19 protein-coding genes and 2 pseudogenes are annotated in these 21,026 nt (G+C 65.0%); 7 read left to right on the forward strand and 14 right to left on the reverse strand.

The window, feature by feature from the left end; genetic code table 11:
* Window positions 1–123 precede the first annotated feature (123 nt).
* The 6 genes from WIN67_RS13565 to WIN67_RS13590 are packed head-to-tail and all read right to left on the reverse strand — an operon-like array spanning window position 124 to window position 6,196.
* A complete protein-coding gene (locus tag WIN67_RS13565; protein ID WP_102864463.1) occupies window positions 124–492 on the reverse strand; it encodes a Na+/H+ antiporter subunit G in 369 nt (122 codons plus the stop codon).
* Window positions 489–767 (reverse strand): K+/H+ antiporter subunit F, encoded by a 279-nt coding sequence (locus tag WIN67_RS13570; RefSeq protein ID WP_016962858.1) that lies wholly within the window; start codon window positions 765–767, stop codon window positions 489–491. Before WIN67_RS13570 ends, WIN67_RS13565 begins: the two co-directional genes overlap by 4 nt.
* Window positions 764–1,252 carry a Na+/H+ antiporter subunit E gene (locus tag WIN67_RS13575; RefSeq protein WP_102864464.1) on the reverse strand — a complete coding sequence of 163 codons (489 nt, stop codon included), beginning with the start codon at window positions 1,250–1,252 and terminating at the stop codon, window positions 764–766. Before WIN67_RS13575 ends, WIN67_RS13570 begins: the two co-directional genes overlap by 4 nt.
* Window positions 1,249–2,937 carry a monovalent cation/H+ antiporter subunit D gene (locus tag WIN67_RS13580; protein ID WP_102864465.1) on the reverse strand — a complete coding sequence of 563 codons (1,689 nt, stop codon included), beginning with the start codon at window positions 2,935–2,937 and terminating at the stop codon, window positions 1,249–1,251. Before WIN67_RS13580 ends, WIN67_RS13575 begins: the two co-directional genes overlap by 4 nt.
* Window positions 2,934–3,278: a Na+/H+ antiporter subunit C gene (locus WIN67_RS13585; RefSeq protein WP_011060906.1), complete on the reverse strand. Its 345-nt coding sequence runs from the start codon at window positions 3,276–3,278 to the stop codon at window positions 2,934–2,936. The genes WIN67_RS13580 and WIN67_RS13585 overlap by 4 nt, the downstream gene beginning before the upstream one ends.
* The gene (locus WIN67_RS13590; protein WP_102864466.1) at window positions 3,278–6,196 is read right to left on the reverse strand and encodes a monovalent cation/H+ antiporter subunit A; all 2,919 of its coding nucleotides are present in this window, start codon (window positions 6,194–6,196) and stop codon (window positions 3,278–3,280) included. Before WIN67_RS13590 ends, WIN67_RS13585 begins: the two co-directional genes overlap by 1 nt.
* Window positions 6,197–6,419: 223 nt before the next feature.
* Between WIN67_RS13590 and WIN67_RS13595 the strand changes: the two genes are divergently transcribed.
* Window positions 6,420–6,761 carry a hypothetical protein gene (locus WIN67_RS13595; RefSeq protein WP_339071450.1) on the forward strand — a complete coding sequence of 114 codons (342 nt, stop codon included), beginning with the start codon at window positions 6,420–6,422 and terminating at the stop codon, window positions 6,759–6,761.
* 147 nt (window positions 6,762–6,908) lie between these two features.
* Here WIN67_RS13595 and WIN67_RS13600 read toward each other — a convergent pair.
* A pseudogene (locus WIN67_RS13600) lies at window positions 6,909–7,935 on the reverse strand (DMT family transporter).
* Between WIN67_RS13600 and WIN67_RS13605 the strand changes: the two are divergent.
* The 4 genes from WIN67_RS13605 to WIN67_RS13620 all read left to right on the forward strand — a co-directional run bounded on the left by WIN67_RS13605 (window position 7,930) and on the right by WIN67_RS13620 (window position 11,771).
* The gene (locus tag WIN67_RS13605; protein ID WP_102879741.1) at window positions 7,930–8,493 is read left to right on the forward strand and encodes a helix-turn-helix domain-containing protein; all 564 of its coding nucleotides are present in this window, start codon (window positions 7,930–7,932) and stop codon (window positions 8,491–8,493) included. The pseudogene WIN67_RS13600 and the gene WIN67_RS13605 overlap by 6 nt on opposite strands.
* A gap of 201 nt (window positions 8,494–8,694) precedes the next feature.
* Window positions 8,695–9,897 (forward strand): SfnB family sulfur acquisition oxidoreductase, encoded by a 1,203-nt coding sequence (locus WIN67_RS13610; protein WP_339071451.1) that lies wholly within the window; start codon window positions 8,695–8,697, stop codon window positions 9,895–9,897.
* Window positions 9,898–9,909: 12 nt separating this feature from the next.
* Window positions 9,910–10,374 carry an acyl-CoA dehydrogenase gene (locus tag WIN67_RS13615; protein ID WP_170003268.1) on the forward strand — a complete coding sequence of 155 codons (465 nt, stop codon included), beginning with the start codon at window positions 9,910–9,912 and terminating at the stop codon, window positions 10,372–10,374.
* Complete coding sequence (locus tag WIN67_RS13620) at window positions 10,374–11,771, forward strand: LLM class flavin-dependent oxidoreductase (protein WP_110653619.1); 1,398 nt, start codon at window positions 10,374–10,376, stop codon at window positions 11,769–11,771. The genes WIN67_RS13615 and WIN67_RS13620 overlap by 1 nt, the downstream gene beginning before the upstream one ends.
* A gap of 29 nt (window positions 11,772–11,800) precedes the next feature.
* On the opposite strand, the gene WIN67_RS13625 is transcribed toward WIN67_RS13620, so the two are convergent.
* A complete protein-coding gene (locus WIN67_RS13625) occupies window positions 11,801–12,727 on the reverse strand; it encodes a transposase (protein ID WP_339071452.1) in 927 nt (308 codons plus the stop codon).
* 520 nt (window positions 12,728–13,247) lie between these two features.
* Between WIN67_RS13625 and WIN67_RS13630 the strand changes: the two are divergent.
* Window positions 13,248–13,502: pseudogene (locus WIN67_RS13630) on the forward strand (ABC transporter ATP-binding protein); the annotation flags it as partial.
* 13 nt (window positions 13,503–13,515) lie between these two features.
* Window positions 13,516–14,952 carry an FAD/NAD(P)-binding protein gene (locus WIN67_RS13635; protein ID WP_339071453.1) on the forward strand — a complete coding sequence of 479 codons (1,437 nt, stop codon included), beginning with the start codon at window positions 13,516–13,518 and terminating at the stop codon, window positions 14,950–14,952.
* A gap of 139 nt (window positions 14,953–15,091) precedes the next feature.
* Here the strand turns inward: WIN67_RS13635 and WIN67_RS13640 are convergent, their stop codons facing one another.
* The 6 genes from WIN67_RS13640 to WIN67_RS13665 all read right to left on the reverse strand — a co-directional run bounded on the left by WIN67_RS13640 (window position 15,092) and on the right by WIN67_RS13665 (window position 20,654).
* Entirely contained in the window at window positions 15,092–16,201 is a 1,110-nt protein-coding gene (locus WIN67_RS13640; protein WP_339071455.1) for a Gfo/Idh/MocA family oxidoreductase, read from the reverse strand.
* A gap of 230 nt (window positions 16,202–16,431) precedes the next feature.
* Entirely contained in the window at window positions 16,432–17,199 is a 768-nt protein-coding gene (locus tag WIN67_RS13645; RefSeq protein ID WP_110653616.1) for an SDR family oxidoreductase, read from the reverse strand.
* A gap of 39 nt (window positions 17,200–17,238) precedes the next feature.
* Window positions 17,239–18,306: a phosphotransferase family protein gene (locus tag WIN67_RS13650; RefSeq protein WP_306383471.1), complete on the reverse strand. Its 1,068-nt coding sequence runs from the start codon at window positions 18,304–18,306 to the stop codon at window positions 17,239–17,241.
* A gap of 311 nt (window positions 18,307–18,617) precedes the next feature.
* A complete protein-coding gene (locus WIN67_RS13655; RefSeq protein ID WP_339071457.1) occupies window positions 18,618–19,568 on the reverse strand; it encodes a 2-hydroxyacid dehydrogenase in 951 nt (316 codons plus the stop codon).
* A gap of 16 nt (window positions 19,569–19,584) precedes the next feature.
* Window positions 19,585–19,980, reverse strand: a complete 396-nt coding sequence (locus WIN67_RS13660; RefSeq protein ID WP_339071458.1) for a VOC family protein — start codon at window positions 19,978–19,980, stop codon at window positions 19,585–19,587.
* Window positions 19,981–20,114: 134 nt separating this feature from the next.
* Window positions 20,115–20,654 carry a cysteine hydrolase family protein gene (locus tag WIN67_RS13665; protein ID WP_306383468.1) on the reverse strand — a complete coding sequence of 180 codons (540 nt, stop codon included), beginning with the start codon at window positions 20,652–20,654 and terminating at the stop codon, window positions 20,115–20,117.
* Window positions 20,655–21,026: the final 372 nt, after the last annotated feature.

Here is a 21,026-nt window from a genome sequence, read left to right on the forward strand (position 1 = left end):
GCCCGCCCACTGTGGGCGCTGGCTGGTGTAGGAGCTGGCTTGCCAGCGAAGGCGCCAGCCGATTCGCTGCAAGGCTCAAAGGCCTCTTCGCCGGCAAGCCGGCTCCTGCATGGGGTGGTGCGCTCAGTTGCCGCTTTCGTTGCGTTTGCTGCTGACCTCTGCCGGCACATCGTCACCGGCCATGCGCTTGCGGAACAACGCCGCGCGGGCCAGCAGCAGGGTGGTGACCGGCACCGTGATCGACAGCAGAATCGGAATCAGCCAGGCATGCAGCACCGGCCCGGACTTGAGCGCTGAAAAATACAGGATCGAGGCCAGGGCCACGGTCCAGGAGCCCATGGTTGAGGCCAGGGCCGGCGGGTGCATGCGCTGGAAGTAGCTCTTCATGCGCAGGATGCCCAGGGCACCGATCAGGGCGAAGACGCTGCTGATCACCAGCAGCACGGCCACCAGGACCTCCACCCAGAGGGGCAGTTGTTCCAGGCTGTTCATTCGATCACCTCACCGCGCAGAAGGAATTTGGCCAGGGCGAAGGAGCCGACAAAGCCGAACAGGGCAATCAGCAGCGCCGCCTCGAAGTAGGTGTCACTGGCGTAGCGGATGCCCAGCACAAGCATCATCAGCATCGCCAGGATGTACAGGTAGTCCAGGGCCAGGACCCGGTCCTGGGCCGAGGGGCCCTTGAACAGGCGCACCAGGGTCAGGACCATGGCCAGGGAAAACAGGAACAGGCTCAGCAGGATCGCGTTGGTCAACAGCACGCTCATTCGAAAATCTCCATCAGCGGGCGCTCGTAGGTCGCCTTGAAGTGCTGGATGAATTGCCCTTCGTCCTGCAGATCGAAGACGTGCAGCAAGAGGATGCTGCGGTCCAGGGACAGCTCGGACCAGACCGTGCCCGGCACCACCGTGGTGATGGTGGACAGCGCCGCCAGGCCATTGGCGTCGCGCAGGTCCAGGGGGATCTTGACGAAGGCCGAGCGCACCGGCCGGCGCCCGTTGTTGAGCACGCCCCAGGCCACGATCAGGTTGGAGACCAGCACATCGCAGCCTACCCGCAGCAACAGCCGCAGGATGGTGCCGGGGCGGCGGATGCGGATCGGCAGCGGCCGCAGCGGGCGCATCAGCAGCGGTGCGAGAAAGCCCAGGATGGCCCCCAGCAGCAGATTGCCGGGGCTGATGGACAGGTTCAGCACCAGCCACAGCAGCCACAGCGCCAGGGACAGGAAGGGGGCAGGGAACAGACGCTTCATGGTTGCACCTCCGCCGCCTGGGTGGCCTTGGACTCAGGGCTGAGCACGGTGCGGGTGCCCAGTACCGCCATCACATAGTGCTCCGGATGATTGAGGCTGTCGGCGGTGGCCTGGGTGAAGCGCAGCAGCGGCTCGGCCTTGAAGCTGAGCAGTACGCAGAGCCCCAGCAACGCCACGATCGGCACGCATTCCAGACGCCGCAACACCGGTGAAGGTCGCTCCTCCGGGCTCCAGAAACGCTGGATGCCCAGGCGCGCAAAGGCGATCAGCGACGCCAGGCCGGAGAGGATCAGCAGCACCAGGAAAATCCAGCCCGCCAGCGGGATCGGCGTGTCGCTGCTGGTTCCCAGGCCCGTCGGGTTGAGCAGGGCGGCGATCAGGTTGAGCTTGCCGATAAAGCCCGACAGCGGCGGCATGCCGATGATCAGCAGGGCGCAGGCAATGAAGCTCAGGCCGAGGAAGGCCATGGTCCAGGGAATCACCTGGCCGACCACCACTTGCTGTTCGTCGTCGAGGTTGCTGCCCCGGGGCGGGGGAAGGGTTTCCATGGGCCGCGGAAGGATTTCGCCTTCGTCTTCCAGAGGCACTTCCACCGCCGAGCGCGAGCGCTCGATCAACTCCGCCAGGAGGAACAGCGCGCACAGCGCCAGGGTCGAGCTGAACAGGTAGAACAGCGCCGCGCCGGTGAGCGCCGGCTGGGCGAAGCCGATCACCGCGATCAGGATGCCTGCCGACACCAGGATGCTCAGGCTGGCCATGCGCTCCAGGCGCTGGGCCGGAAGAATCGCCAGGGCGGCGCAGAAGATCGTCGCCAGGCCGCCGTAGATCAGCCACTGGTTGCCGAAGTAGGCCGAGGCCCCGGCCTGCCCGGAGAACAGCAGGGTCCACAGGCGCAGCACGGTGTAGATCCCGACCTTGGTCATGATCGCGAACAGCGCCGCCACCGGGGCGCTGGCCGAGGAATAGGCCGGCACCAGCCAGAAGTTCAGCGGCCACATCCCGGCCTTGGCCAGGAAGGCGATGGCCAGGATCGCCGTGCCAGCATGCAGCAGGCCGCGATCGGCTTCCGGCACCAGGGGGATCTTCATCGCCAGGTCGGCCATGTTCAGGGTCCCGGTGACCCCGTAGATCATTGCCGTGCCGATCAGGAACAGCGACGAAGCCAGCAGGTTGATGGTGATGTAGTGCAGCCCCGACGACACCCGCGCCCGTCCAGAGCCGTGCAGCATCAGGCCGTAGGAGGCTGCCAGCAGCACCTCGAAGAACACGAACAGGTTGAACAGGTCTGCGGTGAGGAAGGCGCCGTACAGGCCCATCAGCTGGATCTGGAACAGCGCATGGAAGCTGGCCCCGGCGCCGTCCCAGCGGGCCATGGCGAACAGCAGCGCGCTGACCCCGATGATCCCGGTGAGCACCATCATCAGTGCCGACAGGCGATCCACCACCAGCACGATGCCGAAGGGCACCTGCCAGTTGCTCGGCAGGTACACGCCGAAGGAGCCGGTGGCGCCCTGGACCTGGGTCCAGTACAGCAGGTACGCGGCCAGGGCCAGCCCCAGCAGGCTGGAGAACAGGTTGATCCGCGCCTTGAGCGGGCGGTGTTTCTCCCCCAGCAGCAACATGATGGCCGCCGTCAGCAGCGGCAGGAGGATGGGGGCGACGATCAGGTGGGACAACGAACTCATTCCTTGGGCTCCCGGCCGTCGACGTGGTCAGTGCCGGTCAGGCCCCGGGACGCCAGGAGCACCACCAGAAACAGCGCGGTCATGGCGAAGCTGATGACGATGGCGGTGAGCACCAGGGCCTGGGGCAACGGGTCGGTGTAGTGCAGCAGGTCCTGGGGCACGCCGTCCTTGACGATGGGTTCCTTGCCGATGAACAGGCTGCCCATGCTGAAGATGAACAGGTTGACCGCGTAGGACAGCAGGCACAGGCCCATCACCACCTGGAAGGTCCGCGGGCGCAGGACCAGCCAGACTCCGGAAGCGGCGAGGACCCCAATGGCGATTGCGATGACTTCTTCCATCAGGCGGCTCCGCTCTTGATCAGGGATTTGGACTGGCTGGCCGGCTTGTGGGCCCGCACCGACTGGTGCGCCAGGGCGGTGAGGATCAGCAGGGTCGCGCCCAGCACCACCGCGTACACGCCGATGTCGAAGAACAGGGCGCTGGCGATGTGGATATCACCGAACAGCGGCAGGTCCACATGCACCGTGTGGGTGGTGAGGAACGGGTAGCCCCAGGCCAGGGCGCCGAGGCCGGTGGCCAGGGCGAACAGCAAGCCGGTGCCCATCCAGCGCAGCGGCCGCAGGCTCATCTGGGCCTCGACCCACTGGGTGCCGGCCACCATGTACTGGAGGATGAAGGCCACCGACATCACCAGCCCGGCGACGAAACCGCCGCCCGGCAGGTTGTGCCCGCGCATGAACAGGTAGAAGGACACCACCAGGGCAATCGGCAGCAGCAGGCGCACCAGCACCGCCGGCACCATCATGAAGCCCAGGGCGGTGTCGCTGGCCTGGCGCGGGTTGACCAGATCGGTGACCACGTCCGGGGCCAGCAGGCGCTGTTGCGCCGGCAATTGCATGCTTTCCTTGGGCGGGCGGAAGCGTCGCAGCAGGGCGAACACGGTCAGGGCCACGGCTGCCAGCACGGTGATTTCGCCCAGGGTGTCGAAGCTGCGGAAGTCCACCAGGGTCACGTTGACCACGTTGGTACCGCCGCCTTCAGGCAAGGCACGGCTGAGGTAGAACGAGGAAATATCGTTGGGAGTGGGGCGGGTCAGCATGGCGTAGGACAGCACGGCCATGCCCAGGCCGACGGCGATCGACAGGCTCAGGTCGCGCAGGCGGCGGATGCGCGCCTTGGGCACGCTGCTGGGCAGCGGCGAGACATCCTCGATCCGCCGTGGCAGCCAGCGCAGGCCGAGGAGGATCAGCACCGTGGTCACCACCTCCACCACCAGCTGGGTCAGGGCCAGGTCCGGCGCCGAGAACCAGACGAAGGTCACGCAGGTCATCAGCCCGCAGACGCTGACCATGGTCAGGGCCGCCAGCCGGTGGTACTTGGCCTGCCAGGCGGCGCCCAGGGCGCAGGCGATGGCCAGCAGCCAGAAGGTCACGAAGACGATGGAGCCGGGGATCTTCGGCCGGTCGCCCCAGGTCAGCTGGCTGTAGAGCATGGGAATCAGGCCGGTGATCACCGCCGCCAGAATCAGCAGAAACAGCTGGGTCTGCAGGCGCTTGGTGCTCAGCCGCCGCTCCAGGCGCCGGGCCAGGCGGGTCATGCCCACCAGGCTGCGCTCGAACAGCAGCTTGCCGTTGAGTCGGCCCACTCCCGGCGGGTAGGCGAAACGCCCCGCCACCAGCGGTTTGTGCAGCAACAGGTAAAGCACGATGCCGCAGGACATGGCGATCAGGCTCATGATCATCGGCGCATTGAGGCCGTGCCAGATGGCCAGGCTGTATTCGGGCAGGGTGCCGCCCACCACCGGCCGTGCGGCGGCGGCCAGCAGCGGACCGATGATCTGCGCCGGGAAGATCCCCACCAGCAGGCAGGTGAACACCAGCAGCTCAACCGGCGCACGCATCCAGCGTGGCGGCTCGTGGGGCGTGTGTGGCAGGTCGGTGGCCGGTTCGCCGAGGAACACATCCACGGTAAAGCGCAGGGCGTAGGCAACGCTGAAGGTCCCGGCGATGGTGGCGATCACCGGCAGGGCGATTTCCACCCAGGCGCTGGAATTGATGAACACCGTCTCGGCGAAGAACATCTCCTTGGACAGGAAGCCGTTGAGCAGCGGCACCCCGGCCATCGAGGCACTGGCGACCATGGCCAGGGTTGCGGTGTAGGGCATCAGCTTGATCAGGCCGTTGAGCTTGCGGATGTCGCGGCTGCCGCTCTCGTGGTCGATGATCCCGGCGGCCATGAACAGCGACGCCTTGAAGGTGGCGTGGTTGAGAATGTGGAACACCGCCGCCACCGCCGCCAGGGGGCTATTCAGGCCCAGCAGCAGGGTGATCAGGCCCAGGTGGCTGATAGTGGAGTAGGCCAGCAGGCCCTTGAGGTCGTTCTGGAACATCGCGCAGTAAGCGCCCAGCACCAGGGTGCAGGCCCCGGCGCCGCTGACGATGTAGAACCATTCTTGCGTACCGGACAGCGACGGCCACAGGCGGGCCAGGAGAAACACCCCGGCCTTGACCATGGTCGCCGAGTGCAGGTAGGCCGAGACCGGCGTCGGCGCGGCCATGGCGTGGGGGAGCCAGAAGTGGAAGGGGAACTGCGCGCTCTTGCTCAGGGCGCCCAGCAGGATCAATGGCAACAGGATCGGGTAGAGCGCATGGGCGCGGATCTTGTCTCCGGCAGCTAGCACCTGATCCAGGTCGTAGCTGCCGACCACATGGCCGAGCAGCATGACCCCCGCCAGCAGGCACAAGCCCCCGGCGCCGGTGACCATCAGCGCCATGTAGGCGCCACGGCGGGCGTCGGAGCGGTGATGCCAATAGCCGATCAGCAAGAAGGAGAAGAGGCTGGTGAGCTCCCAGAAGAACACCATCTGGATCAGGTTGCCGGAAATCACCAGGCCGAGCATGGCCCCCATGAACGCCAGGAAGAAGGCGAAGAAGCGCGGCACCGGGTCTTGCGGCGACATGTAGTAACGCGCGTAGAGCGCCACCAGACTGCCGATACCCAGCACCAGCAATGAGAACAGCCAGGCGAAGCCGTCCAGGCGCAGCACGAAGTTCAGGCCCAGGCTCGGCAGCCAGGTATATTCCTCGCGGATAATCCCGCCATCGGCGATCTGCGGGTACAGCAAAGCCACCTGGACGGTGCCAATGAGTGCCACCAGGCCGGCCAGCAGGGATTCGGTGTTACGTGCGTTGTGCGGCAGCACGGCCGCCAGACAGCTGCCTATGAATGGCAGAAGCAGTAGAACTATCAGGGACATAGGCTTCTAATCTGCGGAAAAGTATGACGCATAATACGTGCCAGGCCCTGGATCACCAACCGCCATGCGCGGCCCGGCCCCCCAAAGAAATGTTACATACGCTTTCAAAGGTAGGAGACAAATGCCTGATGCGCCCGTTCACCGGGCGCTGCAGGGCCAAGGTCCTGCCCAGGTCAAAACACCACAAGGATCGACAAGGGTGCACATGATTAAAGGATCGGCCATGGGCCGGCTGTTTCGACGGGGCTGTTTCGCCTTGCTGTTCACTGCCTTCGGCGCCGGGTTGGGGGTGGGTGTGGAGCATTATCTCGACCGACCCGACATGCTCAAGACCCGCCAGGCGCTGATCATCGAAGGCCCGATGGGGGATGAGCGGACCTACCAGCTGCCAGCGGGCACGGTGCTCTACTTCGACCGCGCCTTTGCCGAGGGGCATGTGCTCTACCATGCCTATTTCTACTATCACGGCGAGCCCGAGGGTGACCGGGTGCTGCTGGAGCCCAAGCACAAGGGGTCGTTGACCGTCCCGACCTGGCTCTACGCCCCCGGCGACCCCGCGCTCTAGGCGCTGGCTTGCCAGCGACGAGGTCCGCAAGATCGCCTTCGCCGGCAAGTCGGCTCCTACAGATTCTCCGCGATATCCCTGCCAACCGTGGGAGCTGGCTTGCCAGCGAAGAGGCCCGCGAGACCGCCTTCGCCGGCAAACCGGGTGCTACAGGCCGTCCGCTGCCTGCCCGGTCAATGGCGGTTGATCAGCATCCGCGGCCCGGCCCTTGGGTTTCCATTCGCTGATGATCACCGCCAGCACGATCAGGGCTCCCCCCAGCAGCGCCAGTGCAGGCAGGCGTTCCCCGGCGATCCGCCCGACAATCCCGGCCCACACCGGCTCACCGGCATAGATCAGGGTGGCGCGGGTCGGCGAGACGCTTTTCTGCGCCCAGTTCATCGCCACCTGGATCGCCGCACTGGCTGCCCCCAGGCCCAAGGCACTGGCCAGCAGCAGCCAGGAAAACCCCGGCAACGCTTCCCCGGTCGGTAGCACCATGGCAAAGGCCAGCAGTGAGGTGACCGCCAGTTGCACCACCGTGACCCGGCGCACATCCACCTGCCCGGCGAAGCTGCTGATCAGAATGATTTCCGCGGCAATGGCCACTGTGCTGATCAGGGTGGCGATCTCCCCGGGGCTGAAATCCAGCGAGGCGCCATTGGGGCCGGACAGCAGCATCAACCCGGTAAACGCCAGCATGATGCCGATGCTTGGCAGCAGCCCCGGACGCTTGCCCATGAACAGCCATTGCAGCAGGGGAACGAAAGGTACATAGAGGGCGGTGATAAACGCCGATTGGCTGCTGGGAATGCTTTGCAGGCCCACCGTCTGCAAGCCGTAGCCGAGCATGATGGCGGTGCCGATAAAGGTCCCGGCACGCAGCTCGAACAGGGTCAGCCCGCGCAGGTGGCGCAATGAAAACAGGGCGACGATGCACGCCGCCGCGGCAAAGCGCAGGCCGACGAAGAACATCGGACCGCTGACGCTCATGGCCTTCTGCACCAGCAGGAAGGTGCCGCCCCAGATCATGGTGATCAGCACCAGCACCGCTTCGGCCCTGCTGAGTGGGAAGCGCATTGCGCGGGAGGGCGTTGAAGTCATGGCCTTGCGTGCTACCTGAGGGGGGACGCACAATGCGCCTGAAGCTGGGCAGTATACTGCGCAGGCCCGGAGAGCGAGCAATATAGTGCACAAAGATAACGTCCAACGGGCTTCGGTCCTGCAACATGTCAGCCTCAACGTGCGACGCCTGCGCCATGCCGCAGGCTTGAGCCAGAGCGCCCTGGCGGAAAAATCCGACGTCAGTCGGCGGATGCTGGTGGCCATCGAGGCCGGGGAGAAGAACGTCAGCCTCGGCACCCTGGACCGAGTGGCCGAGGCCTTGAACGTGGCTTTCAGCGACCTGATCCAGGCCCCGGATGCCCGAGACCCGAGTCGTATCAACGAGCTGGCCTGGGCCGGCGTCATCCCCGGGAGCAAGGCGCTGCTCCTGGCCAAGGCCGAGGCCAGCCGTGAAGTGGAACTCTGGGAGTGGCAGCTCGAGCCTGGCGAGGTCTATCACTCGGAGTGCGACACCGTCGGCTGGAGCGAGCAGATCTATGTCGTCGAGGGCTGCCTGACGCTGTTCTTCGGCGACGCCGAGCGGCGCCTGGAAAGCGGCGACTTCTTCATGTTCGCCAGTCATGTGCCTCACGGCTATCGCAATGACGGCGCCCAGGCCACGCGCTTCGTGCGCAACGTGGTGTACTGATTGCCCAGGCGTGCCGGCCACTGTTGGCCAGTCAACAGCGGTTGAACATTCTGCCTGTTTTCAGTTGATGCCTTTTCTCCGAAGTAATCTTCAAGCTGTTGAAATAAAAAGATTTTATATTTAGGCACGACTCCTGCAATTGTCCTGATAGCGAGCACCCGAGCGGTGTTTATCTTGATCTTCAGGACGTGGAGTCGGCCCATGACAGCCCCAGCCCAACCCTCACCCAGTGCCCACCTCATCCGCAGCGATGCCGAGGCCATCAGCGTGGCCCAGGCCCTGGCCCAGCGCTTTGCCGTGGAGGCCGCGGTACGCGACCGCGAACGGCGCCTGCCGGTGGCGGAACTCGACGAGTTCTCTGCCAGCGGCCTGTGGGGCATCACCGTTCCCCAGGCTTACGGCGGCGCCGGGGTGTCCTACGTGACCCTGGCCGAGGTGATCAAGCTCATCTCCGCCGCCGATCCCTCATTGGGCCAGCTGCCACAGAACCACCTCGGGGTGGTGGACATTCTGTTGCAGACCGCCAGCGAAGAGCAGAAGCAGCACTACTTCGCCAAGGTGTTGCAGGGCTACCGCTTTGGCAACGCGTTTTCCGAGGCCGGCAGCAAGCACGTCGGTGCCTTTGAAACCCAGATCCGCTTTACCGGCGAGCAGGCGCAGGTCGACGGCGAGAAGTTCTACTGCACCGGCGCCTTGTTTGCCCACATCGTGCCGACGGTGGCGGTGGATGAGCACAACCAGGCCCATATCGCCTTTATCGAACGCGACAACCCCGGCCTCACGGTGATCGACAGCTGGGACGGCTTCGGCCAACGCACCACCGCCAGCGGCGGGGTCAGCCTCAAGGCCGTGCAAGTGCCGCGCAGCGCGGTGATCCCGGCCCACCGGGCCTTCGACCAACCCACCGCCGACGGCCCGATCTCGCAGATCATCCAGGCCGCGGTGGACACCGGCATCGCCGTCGCCGCCCTGGAAGACGCCAAGCATTACGCCCGGCAGTCCCGGCCGTGGATCGACAGTGGCCTGGATCACGGCTGGCAGGACCCTTTTACCCAGGCCGCCATCGGTGACCTGGAATGGCGGGTGCACGGCACCGAGGCGATCCTGGTCAAGGCCGCCGAGGCGGTTGATCAGGCCCTGGCCAGCCCCAGCGAAGACAGCGTCGCCCAGGCCTCGCTGGTGGTGGCCCAGGCCAAAGTGCTGTCGGCGGAAAGCGCCTTGCTCGCCGCCAGCAAGCTGTTCGAACTGGCCGGCACCCGCTCGGTGTCGGCCAAGTACAACCTCGACCGCCACTGGCGCAACGCTCGCACCCACACCCTGCACGACCCGGCCCGCTGGAAATACCACCTGATCGGCAACTTCCTGCTCAACGGCGTCAAGCCACCCCGTCACGCCTGGAACTGAAAGGACACCGCCATGAACGCATTGACCCAACCCGACAGCCCCCAGGCCGCCCTGGCCGCGATCGGCGAGCAACTGCAAAGGGCCCGCGACCTGTTGCAGCGGACCCTGGAGTTCGTTCGCGACCAGGCCCGGCCCTGGTCTGGCAGCGGCCTGAGCAAGGCCAGCGACGACCCGTATGTCATCAGCCGCTTTGGCGATCTGCAGATCCGCATCGAGGTGGCCGCCGCCCTGCAGGAGCGGGCGCAGTACCGGCTGCAAGAGGGCAAGGACCCGGCCGAGATCGCCATCGCCCTGGCCGAGGCGGCGATTGCCGCCGCCGAAGCCCTGGCGGCGGCCGGCAACGCCGAATTCGAACTCACCGGCCAGCGCACCCCGCAGCCACAGGCCCTGCAAGACCCGCTGCGCTGGAAGTATCAACTGATCGGCAACTACCGCCTCAATGGCGTGCTGCCCCAAGGTTTCAGGAGTGCTGTGTGATGTCCCGTGAAATCCGCCTCAATGCCTTTGACATGAACTGTGTCGGTCACCAGTCACCGGGGCTCTGGGCCCATCCTCGGGACCGTTCCTGGCAGTACAAGGACCTGGAGTACTGGACCGACCTGGCGCGCATGCTTGAGAAGGGCAAGTTCGACGGGCTGTTCATCGCCGATGTGCTGGGCATCTACGACGTCTACAACGGCAATGGCGAGGCGGCGATCCGCCAGGCGGCCCAGGTGCCGGTGAACGACCCGCTGCAATTGATTCCGCCCATGGCCCTGGTCACCGAGCATCTGGGCTTCGGCCTCACCGCCTCGCTGTCGTTCGAGCATCCGTACCCCTTTGCCCGGCGCCTTTCGACCCTCGATCACCTGACGAAGGGCCGCGCCGGCTGGAACATCGTCACCTCCTACCTGGAGAGCGGGGCGAAGAACATCGGTCAGCAGGCGCAGACCGAACACGATGCGCGCTACGACTACGCCGAGGAGTACCTGGAGGTTTGCTACAAGCTCTGGGAAGGCAGCTGGGAGGAGGGTGCGGTGCTACGTGACCGTGAGCGGCGGATCTTCAGCGACCCGAGCAAGATCCACGAGATCCGCCACGCGGGCAAACACTTCCAGGTGCCGGGGATTCACCTGTGCGAGCCGTCGCCGCAACGCACTCCGGTGCTGTACCAGGCCGGGGCGTCCAGCCGCGGCAAGCAGTTCGCCGCCGAACAGGCCGAATGCGTGTTCGTTGCCGCGCCGTCCAAGGTGCTGCTGAAAAAGACCGTGGCCGACATCCGCCGCCGCGCGGCCGAAGCCGGGCGCGACCCGTCGAAGATCCTGATCTTCAACCTGCAGACGGTGATCCTCGGCGAGACCGATGCCCTGGCCAAGGCCAAGTTCGAGGAATACAAGTCCTGGGTCAGCTACGAAGGCGCCATGGCGCTGATTTCCGGCTGGACCGGCATCGACTTCAGCCGCTTCAAGCCCGACGAGCCCCTCAAACACGTGCACACCAACGCCATCCAGTCTGCGGTGGAAGCCTTCTCCACCGCAGACCCGAACAAGGTCTGGACGCCCCACGAACTGGCGGACTGGGTCGGCATCGGCGGCTTTGGCCCGTTGTTCGTCGGCAGCCCGGAAACCGTGGCCGACCTGCTCCAGGAGTGGGTCGAGGAGACCGATGTCGACGGCTTCAACCTGGCCTACGCCCTGACCCATGAAACCTTTATCGATGCCGTGGAGTTGCTGGTGCCCGAGTTGCAGAAACGCGGGGTCTACAAGACCGAATACGCACCGGGCACCCTGCGAGAGAAGCTCTTTGGCGCCGGCCCGCGGCTGCCGGTGAACCACCCCGGCAGCGCCTGGCGCGACCTCGCAACCCGGCTTCAGCCGCAACGCGCCAGCGCCTGACCCCGCGCCTCTCGTAGCAACTGTGTTCCTCACGCGATTTGCGCAGAAGCCTGCAAGGCTTCGCGCATTCGCGCGTTCAAGATAGTGACGAGCTTGCGCATGGCTGCAACCAGCGCCAGTTTCTTCGACTTGCCTCGACCAACCAGCCCCTCGTAAAACGCTTTGAGGACAGGGTCATATCGAATCGAACTCAAAGCCGCCATGTAGATCACCGCTCGTGGACTAGCACGCCCACCCCAGGTAATCCGTCTTCCATGGGACTTACCGCTATCCCTGGCCAGGGGCGCCACACCGTATAGCTTGGCGATAGCCTTGCGATTCAAATAACCCAGTTCAGGCATGTCGCAAACAAGCGTCGAGAGAACAACTGGACCAACGCCTTTAATCGTCGAGGCTACTTGCGCTTGCAGCGTCCCTTTGAGCTGCTCGGCAATCTTAACGTCCAGCTCATCTCGATCAGCTTCCAAGCGCTGGATGTTGCGCTCGAGCATATGGCGCATGGCCGGATGCTCAGTCAGACGACGCCGCTGCTTTTCAGCAGCCAACATTTGTACCACTTGCTGACGGCGCCGATGACAAGCGTGCAGGAACTGAGACTTTTCGCTCAGCGGCTGATAACGATTGAGCTTGAGAACACTGGCCATATGGGCAAGCACGCTGGCATCCAAGCGGTCCGTTTTGGCCAACTGGCCTGTGGACCGCGCAAAGTCCCGGGCTTGTCGAGGATTGACCCTGACCATGGATAAACCTGCGTTATAAAGGGCTTCCAGTGCCTTCAGCTCATAGCCGCCGGTGGCCTCAAGTACGACTTGCTGAGGAGCAAATGGGGCTAGCCAGTCAATGATTCGCTGCCATCCTGCTGGGTCATTGGTGGTGAGCAGTTGGGGCTTATGTCCGTCCACCTTTACATCCAGGGTGTCCTTGCTGACATCGATACCGGCACCTATGCAGCCCATGATGATCTCCTCTAGTCTTGAGACGTCGAGAGTTCTCCTCGGCAGCCCAGCCTTATCTTCGAGTGTCGGCTCGAGCAACTGTACGGGCGTCGCTGAGGAGATATCGGCGTGGAGACCTTGCTACGAGGCGATCGTTTGGATCTAGGAGCTAGCGATCGTCCACGCCGACTCTCGACACCTAATTTGGCAGATCTAGAACAGATAAGGAGCTGGCTTGCCGGCAAAGAGGCCCGCAAGACCTGCGCCCGATTTGCCGGCGCCTTCGCCGGCAAGCCGGCTCCTACAGAGACGCCGCCGACCTGCAGGTAGGGGCTGGCTTGCCAGCGACCAGGCCAGCCATCCTTGCCCCGATTGCCCCCCGGGCTGGCCCCCGTCACGGCTGTCGTTCGCTGCCCCGGCTGCGAGGGGGGTGTCCGCCTGAAGTTCATCTGGCAGCCGCCCCAGGCCACGGCTCAACCCACAACTGCGGCCTGGGCCGCCGAATTCAAACGGAACATCGCATGACGCCAACCGAGCCCATCCTACTTTGGTACTGCTGGATGAACCTTCCAAGGACTTGGCGCCTATCATCGTCCAGGAGATTTTTCAGATCGTTGCCCAGTTTAATCGTGAGGCGGGAGTGAGCTTTCTGATCGCCGAGCAAAGCATTAATCTGGCGCTCAACTACGTTTCCCATGCCTGCCTGCTGGACACCGGCCGGGTGGCCCTGTCCGGCACCGCCGAGCAACTGCTGGCCCGGGGCGATCTGCAGAACTTCTACCTGGGCAAACACTGAACGTGAGTACTCCATGAGCCAAACCCACAGCGGACAGGCAACCCCAGCCACCCGTGATGCTGAAATTCTGATTGTCGGCGGCGGCCTCAGTGGCGCCTTGCTGGCAGCGCAATTGCTGCGCCTGCCGGGGCGGCGGCGGATGCTAGTGATCGAGCCCCGCAGCGAGCTGGGTCGCGGCGAGGCCTACAGCGCTGTCGAGCTGGGGCATACCCTGAACGGCAACGCGGCACGGATGAGCGTCGATCCGGACAATGCCGATGACCTGACCCACTGGCTGACCCAGCATATTGCCGGCGGTGGCTGGCCCGAATCGGGCCGCCAGTCGGTGCCGGTCAGCGAGCTGTTTCCACCTCGGGGGCTGTTTGGCGTCTATGTGCAGCAACGCCTGGCCGAGGCGCTGCAGCTGGGCCTGGAACAGGGCTCCAGCCTGAGCCATGTGCGCGGCGAAGCGGTGGACCTGGAAACCGACAGTGACGGTGTCCGTCTGACACTGGCGGACGGCCGCCAGCTGCGCGGTGGGATGGCGGTACTGGCCACCGGCATGTTCCCGGCGGCGCGCACACCGCAAACCCGGTCCAGCGGCCTCAATGCCGCAGCCCTGGACCCTTGGGACGTGGCCGCCATGGCCTGCCTCGACCCGCAGGCGACGGTGCTGATCATCGGCTCCGGGCTGACCATGGTGGACGCCGTGGTGTCCCTGGAGCAGGCCGGGCATCGCGGGCCGATCGAGGTGTTTTCCCGGCACGGCCTGCTGCCCCATGTGCGCCGCCAGCCGCCGGCCTGGGTGGACTTCCTCGCCGCCGACCTCAAGCTGCGCAGCCCGCGACAACTGCTGCGGGAGGTGCGGCGCCAGTGCCGCGAGGCCCAGGCTCAAGGCATCGACTGGCAAGCGCCGCTGGACACGGTGCGGGTGCATATCGGCCGGTTGTGGAGCCAAGCCAGCGAGGCGCAGAAACGCCAATTCGTGCGGCATGTGCGGCCCTGGTGGGAGAGCCACCACCATCGCTCGCCGCCCTTGAGCGCCGAGCGGGTGGCGCGCCTGCACGCCGAGGGCCGCTTGCGCATTCATGCCGCGGCCTACCAGGGACTGGAACCTTCGGTGGAGGGTCGCCTGACGATCCGCCTGCGTTATCGCGGCACCGAGCACAGCGAGCGCCTGGAGGGGGACGCACTGATCAACTCCAGCGGCATTGAATACGACTGGCGCCGGGTCGCCCGGCCTTTGCCGCAGCAACTGCTGGCCCGTGGTCTGGTCATCCCCGGGCCGTTGGCCCTGGGCATCAGCGCCACGGCAGAGGGTGCCGTGCACAACGCCCGTGGCCAGGCATCCGAGCGCCTGTTCGCCATGGGCCCGCCGTTGCGCGGCCTGTGGTGGGAAAGCACCGCCGTCACCGACGTCGCCCTGCAGGCCAAGGCCCTCGCCGCGCACCTGGCGGCATTGCCCTTGTAGCCGCTGCCGCAGGCTGCGAACGGCTTGGGCGGCATTCCGACGCAGGAGACGCGGGGATCTTGAGGCCGCCCAAGATCGGCAGGCGATCGTCAAGCAAGGTCCTGCGGACCTTTGCGCAGCTTCGCGGGCTCAGCAGCGGCTACAGGAGGGTGATCCAGCGCTGTTCCTGGGCGGCAGTGCGGATCGCCGCGGCCAGGCGCTCTATTTCCCAGGCCTCAGCGAAATCCGTGCCGTCCCGACCCTGGCCGCACAGGGCCATGATCAGTTCATGCACTTCCAGGGTCTTGAGTTCGTTGTAGCCCAGTTGATGCCCGGGGGCCGGGCTGAAGGCGGCGTAGCCGGGCAGGTCCGGTCCGGCCAGCAGGCGCTGGAAGCCTTTCTGCCCGACCCGGTACAGGCGCAGTTCGTTGAGCCGTTCCTGGTCGAAGGCGAGGGTGCCCAGGGTGCCGCTGATCTCGAAGCTCAGGTGGTTTTTGTAGCCATGCTTGATCCAACTGCTGCTCAACGTGCCCCGCGCACCATTGGCGAAACGCAACAAGGCGTGGGCCTGATCGTCCACGGCAATATGGCGCCGTTCCTGGCTGCCGGCGTGGGTCGGTCGTTGCAGATGCACCGTCTGTACATCGGCGCACACCGCCTGCACCGGCCCCATGAGAAAGCGCGCCATGGCCAGCAGGTGGCTGCCCAGGTCGGCCAGGGCGCCGCCGGCGTGCTGCGGGTCGCAACGCCAGGACCAGGGTGAATCCGGGTCGGCCATGAAATCCTCGCTGAACTCGCCCTGGAAACTCACCAACTGCCCCAGCTCGCCCTGGCCGATCAACTGCCGGGCCAGGGCGATCATCGGGTTGTGCTGATAGTTGTAACCGACCCGGGTCACCACCCCGGCAGCTTGGGCGGCGTGGTGCATCTGCCGGGCCTCCTCGACGCTGATGGCCAGGGGTTTTTCACAGTACACCGCCTTGCCCGCCGCCAGGGCCGCCATGGCCATGGGGAAGTGCAGATGGTTGGGGGTGGTGATGGCCACCAGATTGACCCGGGGATCGGCGATCAAGCCTTGCCAGTCGCTATGGGCCCGGGCGAAGCCCCAGGCCCCGGCGCAGTGCTCGGCGCGCTGCGCATCGGCATCGGCCAGGGCCGCCAGGTGCAGGCGCACCGGCAGTTCGAACACTGCGCTGACACTGCGAAACGCCAGGGCGTGGGCCCGGCCCATGAAGCCGGTACCGATCAAGCCAATGCCAAGTTCATCCATAGCCGCACCTGCAGAATTATTGTTTTAGGAAGGGCTAGTTATGGAATAAAAATTCTCTAATTGCAATTGCTGGAATTAAAATTTTGACTGGCGCTGTAGGAGCCGGCTTGCCGGCGACAGGGCCCCTGTGGCTTGCGCTGGGTTCAAGGTCCTGTTCGCTGGCAAGCCCGCTGCCAAGGGAAATGAAAAAGGCAGCCCGGAGGCTGCCTTTTCGGTGGTGCAAGCGGGCCTCAGGAGAGGAAGCCGCCATCCACGTTCAGCGAAATGCCGGTGGTGTAGCTGGAAGCGTCGCTGGCCAGGTAGAGCACCGCGCCGGCCATTTCGCTCGGGTCGGCCACGCGCTTGAGGGGGATCTGCGCCAGGGCGGTCTTGAGGATGGCGTCGTTCTTCACCAGGGCCGAGGCAAACTTGGTGTCGGTCAGGCCCGGCAGCAAGGCGTTACAGCGGATGCCGAACTGTGCGCATTCCTTGGCGAAGACCTTGGTCATGTTGATCACCGCGGCCTTGGTCACCGAGTAGATGCCCTGGAAGATCCCCGGCGAGATGCCGTTGATCGAGGCGACGTTGATGATGCTACCGCCGCCGTTGTCGCGCATCAGCTTGCCGGCTTCCACCGACATGAAGAAATAGCCGCGGATATTGACGTCGACGGTCTTCTGGAAGGCCCCCAGGTCAGTGTCCAGGACGTTGCAGAATTGCGGGTTGGTGGCGGCGTTGTTGACCAGGATGTCGAGGCGGCCGAACTGCTCGCGAATCCCGGCGAAGACCTGGCTGATCTGCTCCATTTCGCCGATGTGGCAGGCAATCGCCGTGGCCTTGCCGCCGGCGGCGATGATGGCGTCGGCCACGTGCTGGCAGCCTTCGAGCTTGCGGCTCGACACGATCACGTGGGCCCCTTGCTGGGCCAGGAGCTTGGCAATGGCTTCACCGATACCGCGGCTGGCGCCGGAGACGAATGCGATCTTGCCGTCGAGGTCGAACAACTGAGTCTTGGACATGGTTTTTCCTTGCTGGGCTGTCGGGCGCCGAGGGCGCGGTCAGAGGCTGGATTTTTCGATGACCTGCAGGCTCATCTGCTCCAGCAGTTTGTTCATGTGAATGAACTGCGCGAAGCGTTTGTCCTGGGTCTGGCCGTGGTAGAAGCGGTAGTAGATCTGCTGCACGATGCCGGCCAGGCGGAACAGGCCGTAGGTGTAGTAGAAGTCGAAATTGCCGATTTCGATTCCCGAGCGTTCGGCGTAGTAATCGACGAATTCCTGGCGGGTCAGCATGCCCGGGGCGTTGCTCGGCTGGCGCCGCATCAGTTGCACTGGCGCCGGGTCGGCGGCCTCGATCCAGTAGGCCAGGGTGTTGCCCAGGTCCATCAGCGGATCGCCCAGGGTGGTCAGTTCCCAGTCCAGCACGCCGATGATCTGCATCGGGTTGTGGGGATCGAGGATGACGTTGTCGAAGCGGTAGTCGTTATGCACGATGCTTGAGGTTGGGTGATCGGCGGGCATCTTGTCGTTGAGCCAGGCCTTCACGGTTTCCCAGTGCGGCGCATCGGGGGTCAGGGCTTTCTCGTAGCGCTCGCTCCAGCCCTTGATCTGGCGCTGCACATAGCCTTCAGGCTTGCCCAGGTCGCCCAGGCCGCAGGCGTTGTAGTCGACCCGATGCAGTTCGACGAAACGGTCGATGAAACTCTTGCACAGGGCTTGGGTCTTGCCGGCATCCAGGCCCAGTTCCGCCGGCAGGTCGGAGCGCAGGATGATGCCCTTGACCCGTTCCATGACATAGAACTCGGCGCCGATCACCGACTCGTCGGTACAGTGCACATAGGCCTTGGGGCAGTAGGGGAAACCGTCCCTGAGCTGGTTGAGAATGCGGAACTCGCGGCCCATGTCATGGGCGGACTTGGCCTTGTGGCCAAACGGCGGGCGGCGCAGGACGAATTCCTGGTCCGGGTACTCCAGCAAGTAGGTGAGGTTCGAGGCACCGCCTGGGAACTGGCTGATTTGCGGTGTGCCGCTGAGGCCGGGAATATGCGCCTTGAGGTACGGATTGATCAGGTTGGCATCGAGCTCCTCGCCGGGGCGAGTACGGGTGGATTGGTCTGTAAGCGCCATGCTTATCCCTTCTGCTTATTCTGGAGGCCAGAGATTATTGACTAATCTAATGCGCCTACCGGCCCCTCACAATCGCGGCGAGCCTTTATAGGTGCGCGTGTTGCCGGACAATCATTGCTTTTGATACAAGCGTTTGAATTTACCCCCGTGTGTCTACGACCCGGTGAGAGCAAGCCCCCGTAGGAGCCGGCTTGCCGGCGAAGAGGATGTCCTGACCGGCGCTGGCTTTCGCTGGCAAGCCAGCTCCTGCACAAGCCATGCAGGCCAGAGGTTGTCCGCCCCACGAGCATAGGCGTTGCCCAGGGGATGGGTCAGTTGGGTGTCGGCAGGGGCAGTGGGGTCAGCAGGGGCTGGCCCTCGAAGTGGGCCACCAGGTTCTGGCCGACCATGTCCACGGTGTCGCGGCTGGCCTGGGGCGAAAGGCCGGCGACGTGGGGCGTCAGCACCACATTGTCCAGGCCCTTGAAACCGTCCGGCACTTGCGGTTCGTCATCGAACACGTCCAGGGCCGCGCCGGCAATCCGCCGCTGTTTCAGGGCCTGCAGCAGGGCGTTGGTGTCCACCACGCTGGCCCGGGCGATGTTCACCAGGAAACCTTCGGCGCCAAGGGCTTCCAGCACCGGCTGGTCCACCAGATGCCGGGTGTCGGCGCCGCCGGGGGTGGCAATCACCAGGGCATCCGAGTCCCGGGCCAGCTCCAGCAGGCTCGGGCAAAAGCGGTAGGGCTGGTCCGGCCGGGGCTGGCGGCTGTGATAATTCACGGTCATGTCGAACCCCAGGGCACAGCGCCGGGCGATGGCCTGGCCCACGGCGCCCAGCCCGAGGATGCCCAGGCGCATGCCGGCCACGGAAGGGCGCAGGACTTTTGGCCATTGCCCCTGGCGCACGGCGGCATCTGACTGGGGAATGCCTCGGACCAGCGACAGCAGCAGGGCGAGGGCATGATCGGCCACGGACGAGGCATTGACCCCGGCGCCATTGGTCACGGCAATCCCGCGGTTGCTCGCCGCTTGCAGGTCCACCTGCTCATAGCCGGCACCGATCACGCAGATGATCTGCAGCCGGGGCAGGGCGTTGATTTCCGCCGCTGTCAGCCCCAGTGGGCCTCGGGTCAGCACGGCGTCGATCTGTGGGGCGTGGGTCTTGATGGCCTGGGCCCGTTCGGCGGGCGTGGGGGCCAGGATCAGGTTGAAGCCCAGCGCTTCGAGCAAGGGCAGGTAGGCGTTGACGTTCTCGACCAGGACCAGGACGGTGGCGCGCATGACGGTTCCTCAGCAGTTAATGGGGCAAGGGCTGGCGCAATTGAAAGATGTTGCCTTCCGGGTCGACGCCGTCGCAGATCTGCGCCCCCTTGAATGACCATTCGCGCTCGGCCTCGTACAACCGGCCCCCGGCGCTGGCGGCCCGTTGCCTGGCCTGTTGCAGATCGGCAACCTGGAACAGCGGCTTGCACGCGCCATCGCTACGGGGCAGTGGCGGTTCCTGCACGACGATGCGCGCGGCAATCGCCGCAGGCACCTGGACCAGTGTCAGCTCGAAGCCCTGATGCACCAGTTGCTGGTAATCCGCCTGTTGCTCGGTGATGGGCCAGCCCAGCAGGTCGGCATAGAAGCGGGCGAGTGACGGCGGGTCGAGGCTGTAGAGGATGCAGCCGGCGATCGTGGTGGCGCTCATGGAGGATTCCATACAGGCGGGGACGAAGGCTCAAGGGTGCGGGTTGCGAGGGATTTTGGCAATGCTCGCCGGCACCGTTCCCGGGGGAGTCACGCCATGTTCGGCGTGCCCGGGGCGGTGTGGGGACTATGGGGTCAGAAGGTCACATCGGCGGTCGTGGCCAGGCGCACGAAGGGGCCGTTGAGGGTGGCGTTATGGTGGGCGATGATTTTCTTCGCCCCCAGCACGGGTGTGTCCATGCAGGTATGGGCGTCCTCCACCAGCACGGCGGCAAAGCCCAGGTCGCCGGCGGCGCGGCAGGTGGCATCGACGCAGTACTGGGTCTTCATGCCGACGATCACCAGCTCATTGACCTGGGCTTCCTGCAGGCGCTCGGCCAGCCCGGTGCCGACAAAGCAACTGGGGCGGGTCTTGTCCAGCACGCAGTCCAGTTCTTCATCCACTTCCAGGGTCGGCAGCAGTTGCCAGAGCGGGCTGCCGGCGGCAATCGGCGATTCGGTGGGGCCGGTATGGCGCACGGCGAAGATCGGCGCCCCGGCCTGGCGGGCGCGGCGGATCAGCTGGTTGATGTTTTCCAGGGTCTGTTCGCGCTTGTAGGGCTTGTCCGGTCCGTTGAACAGGCCGACCTGCATGTCGATGACCAGCAGGGCACGCTTGGCGTTGGATAAAGGCATCTTGTCTCTCCTTGTAGTGCCAGCTGGACGGAGAAACAAAAGGCCCCGTCCATTGCTGGCGGGGCCTTGGTTTTACTGTGCTTGCATCATCCCGCACAGCTACCACACGACCCGCCGTAGGCAGTCGTGGTGGTAGAGGTAGGGTTGAGCGCGTAGATATTCATGGGGGCCGATCATGCCGCCTGGCCGTGAATCTTGTCAACGCAGCCCAGCGCGCGTCGGCTTGCCGAGGAACAGGTGCGTGGGATGTGCATCGCCTTCGCGGACGCTTGCGCCGGCAAGCCGGTGCCAGGGGAAGGCGGGAGAAGGCCGGGCCAGACGCTTCGCCACGGCAAAAAAATAAATCTGCACCGTACAAACCGTTCCTCAGCT

Source organism: Pseudomonas idahonensis, from assembly GCF_037903935.1.
In the GTDB taxonomy this organism is placed as follows: domain Bacteria; phylum Pseudomonadota; class Gammaproteobacteria; order Pseudomonadales; family Pseudomonadaceae; genus Aquipseudomonas; species Aquipseudomonas danubii.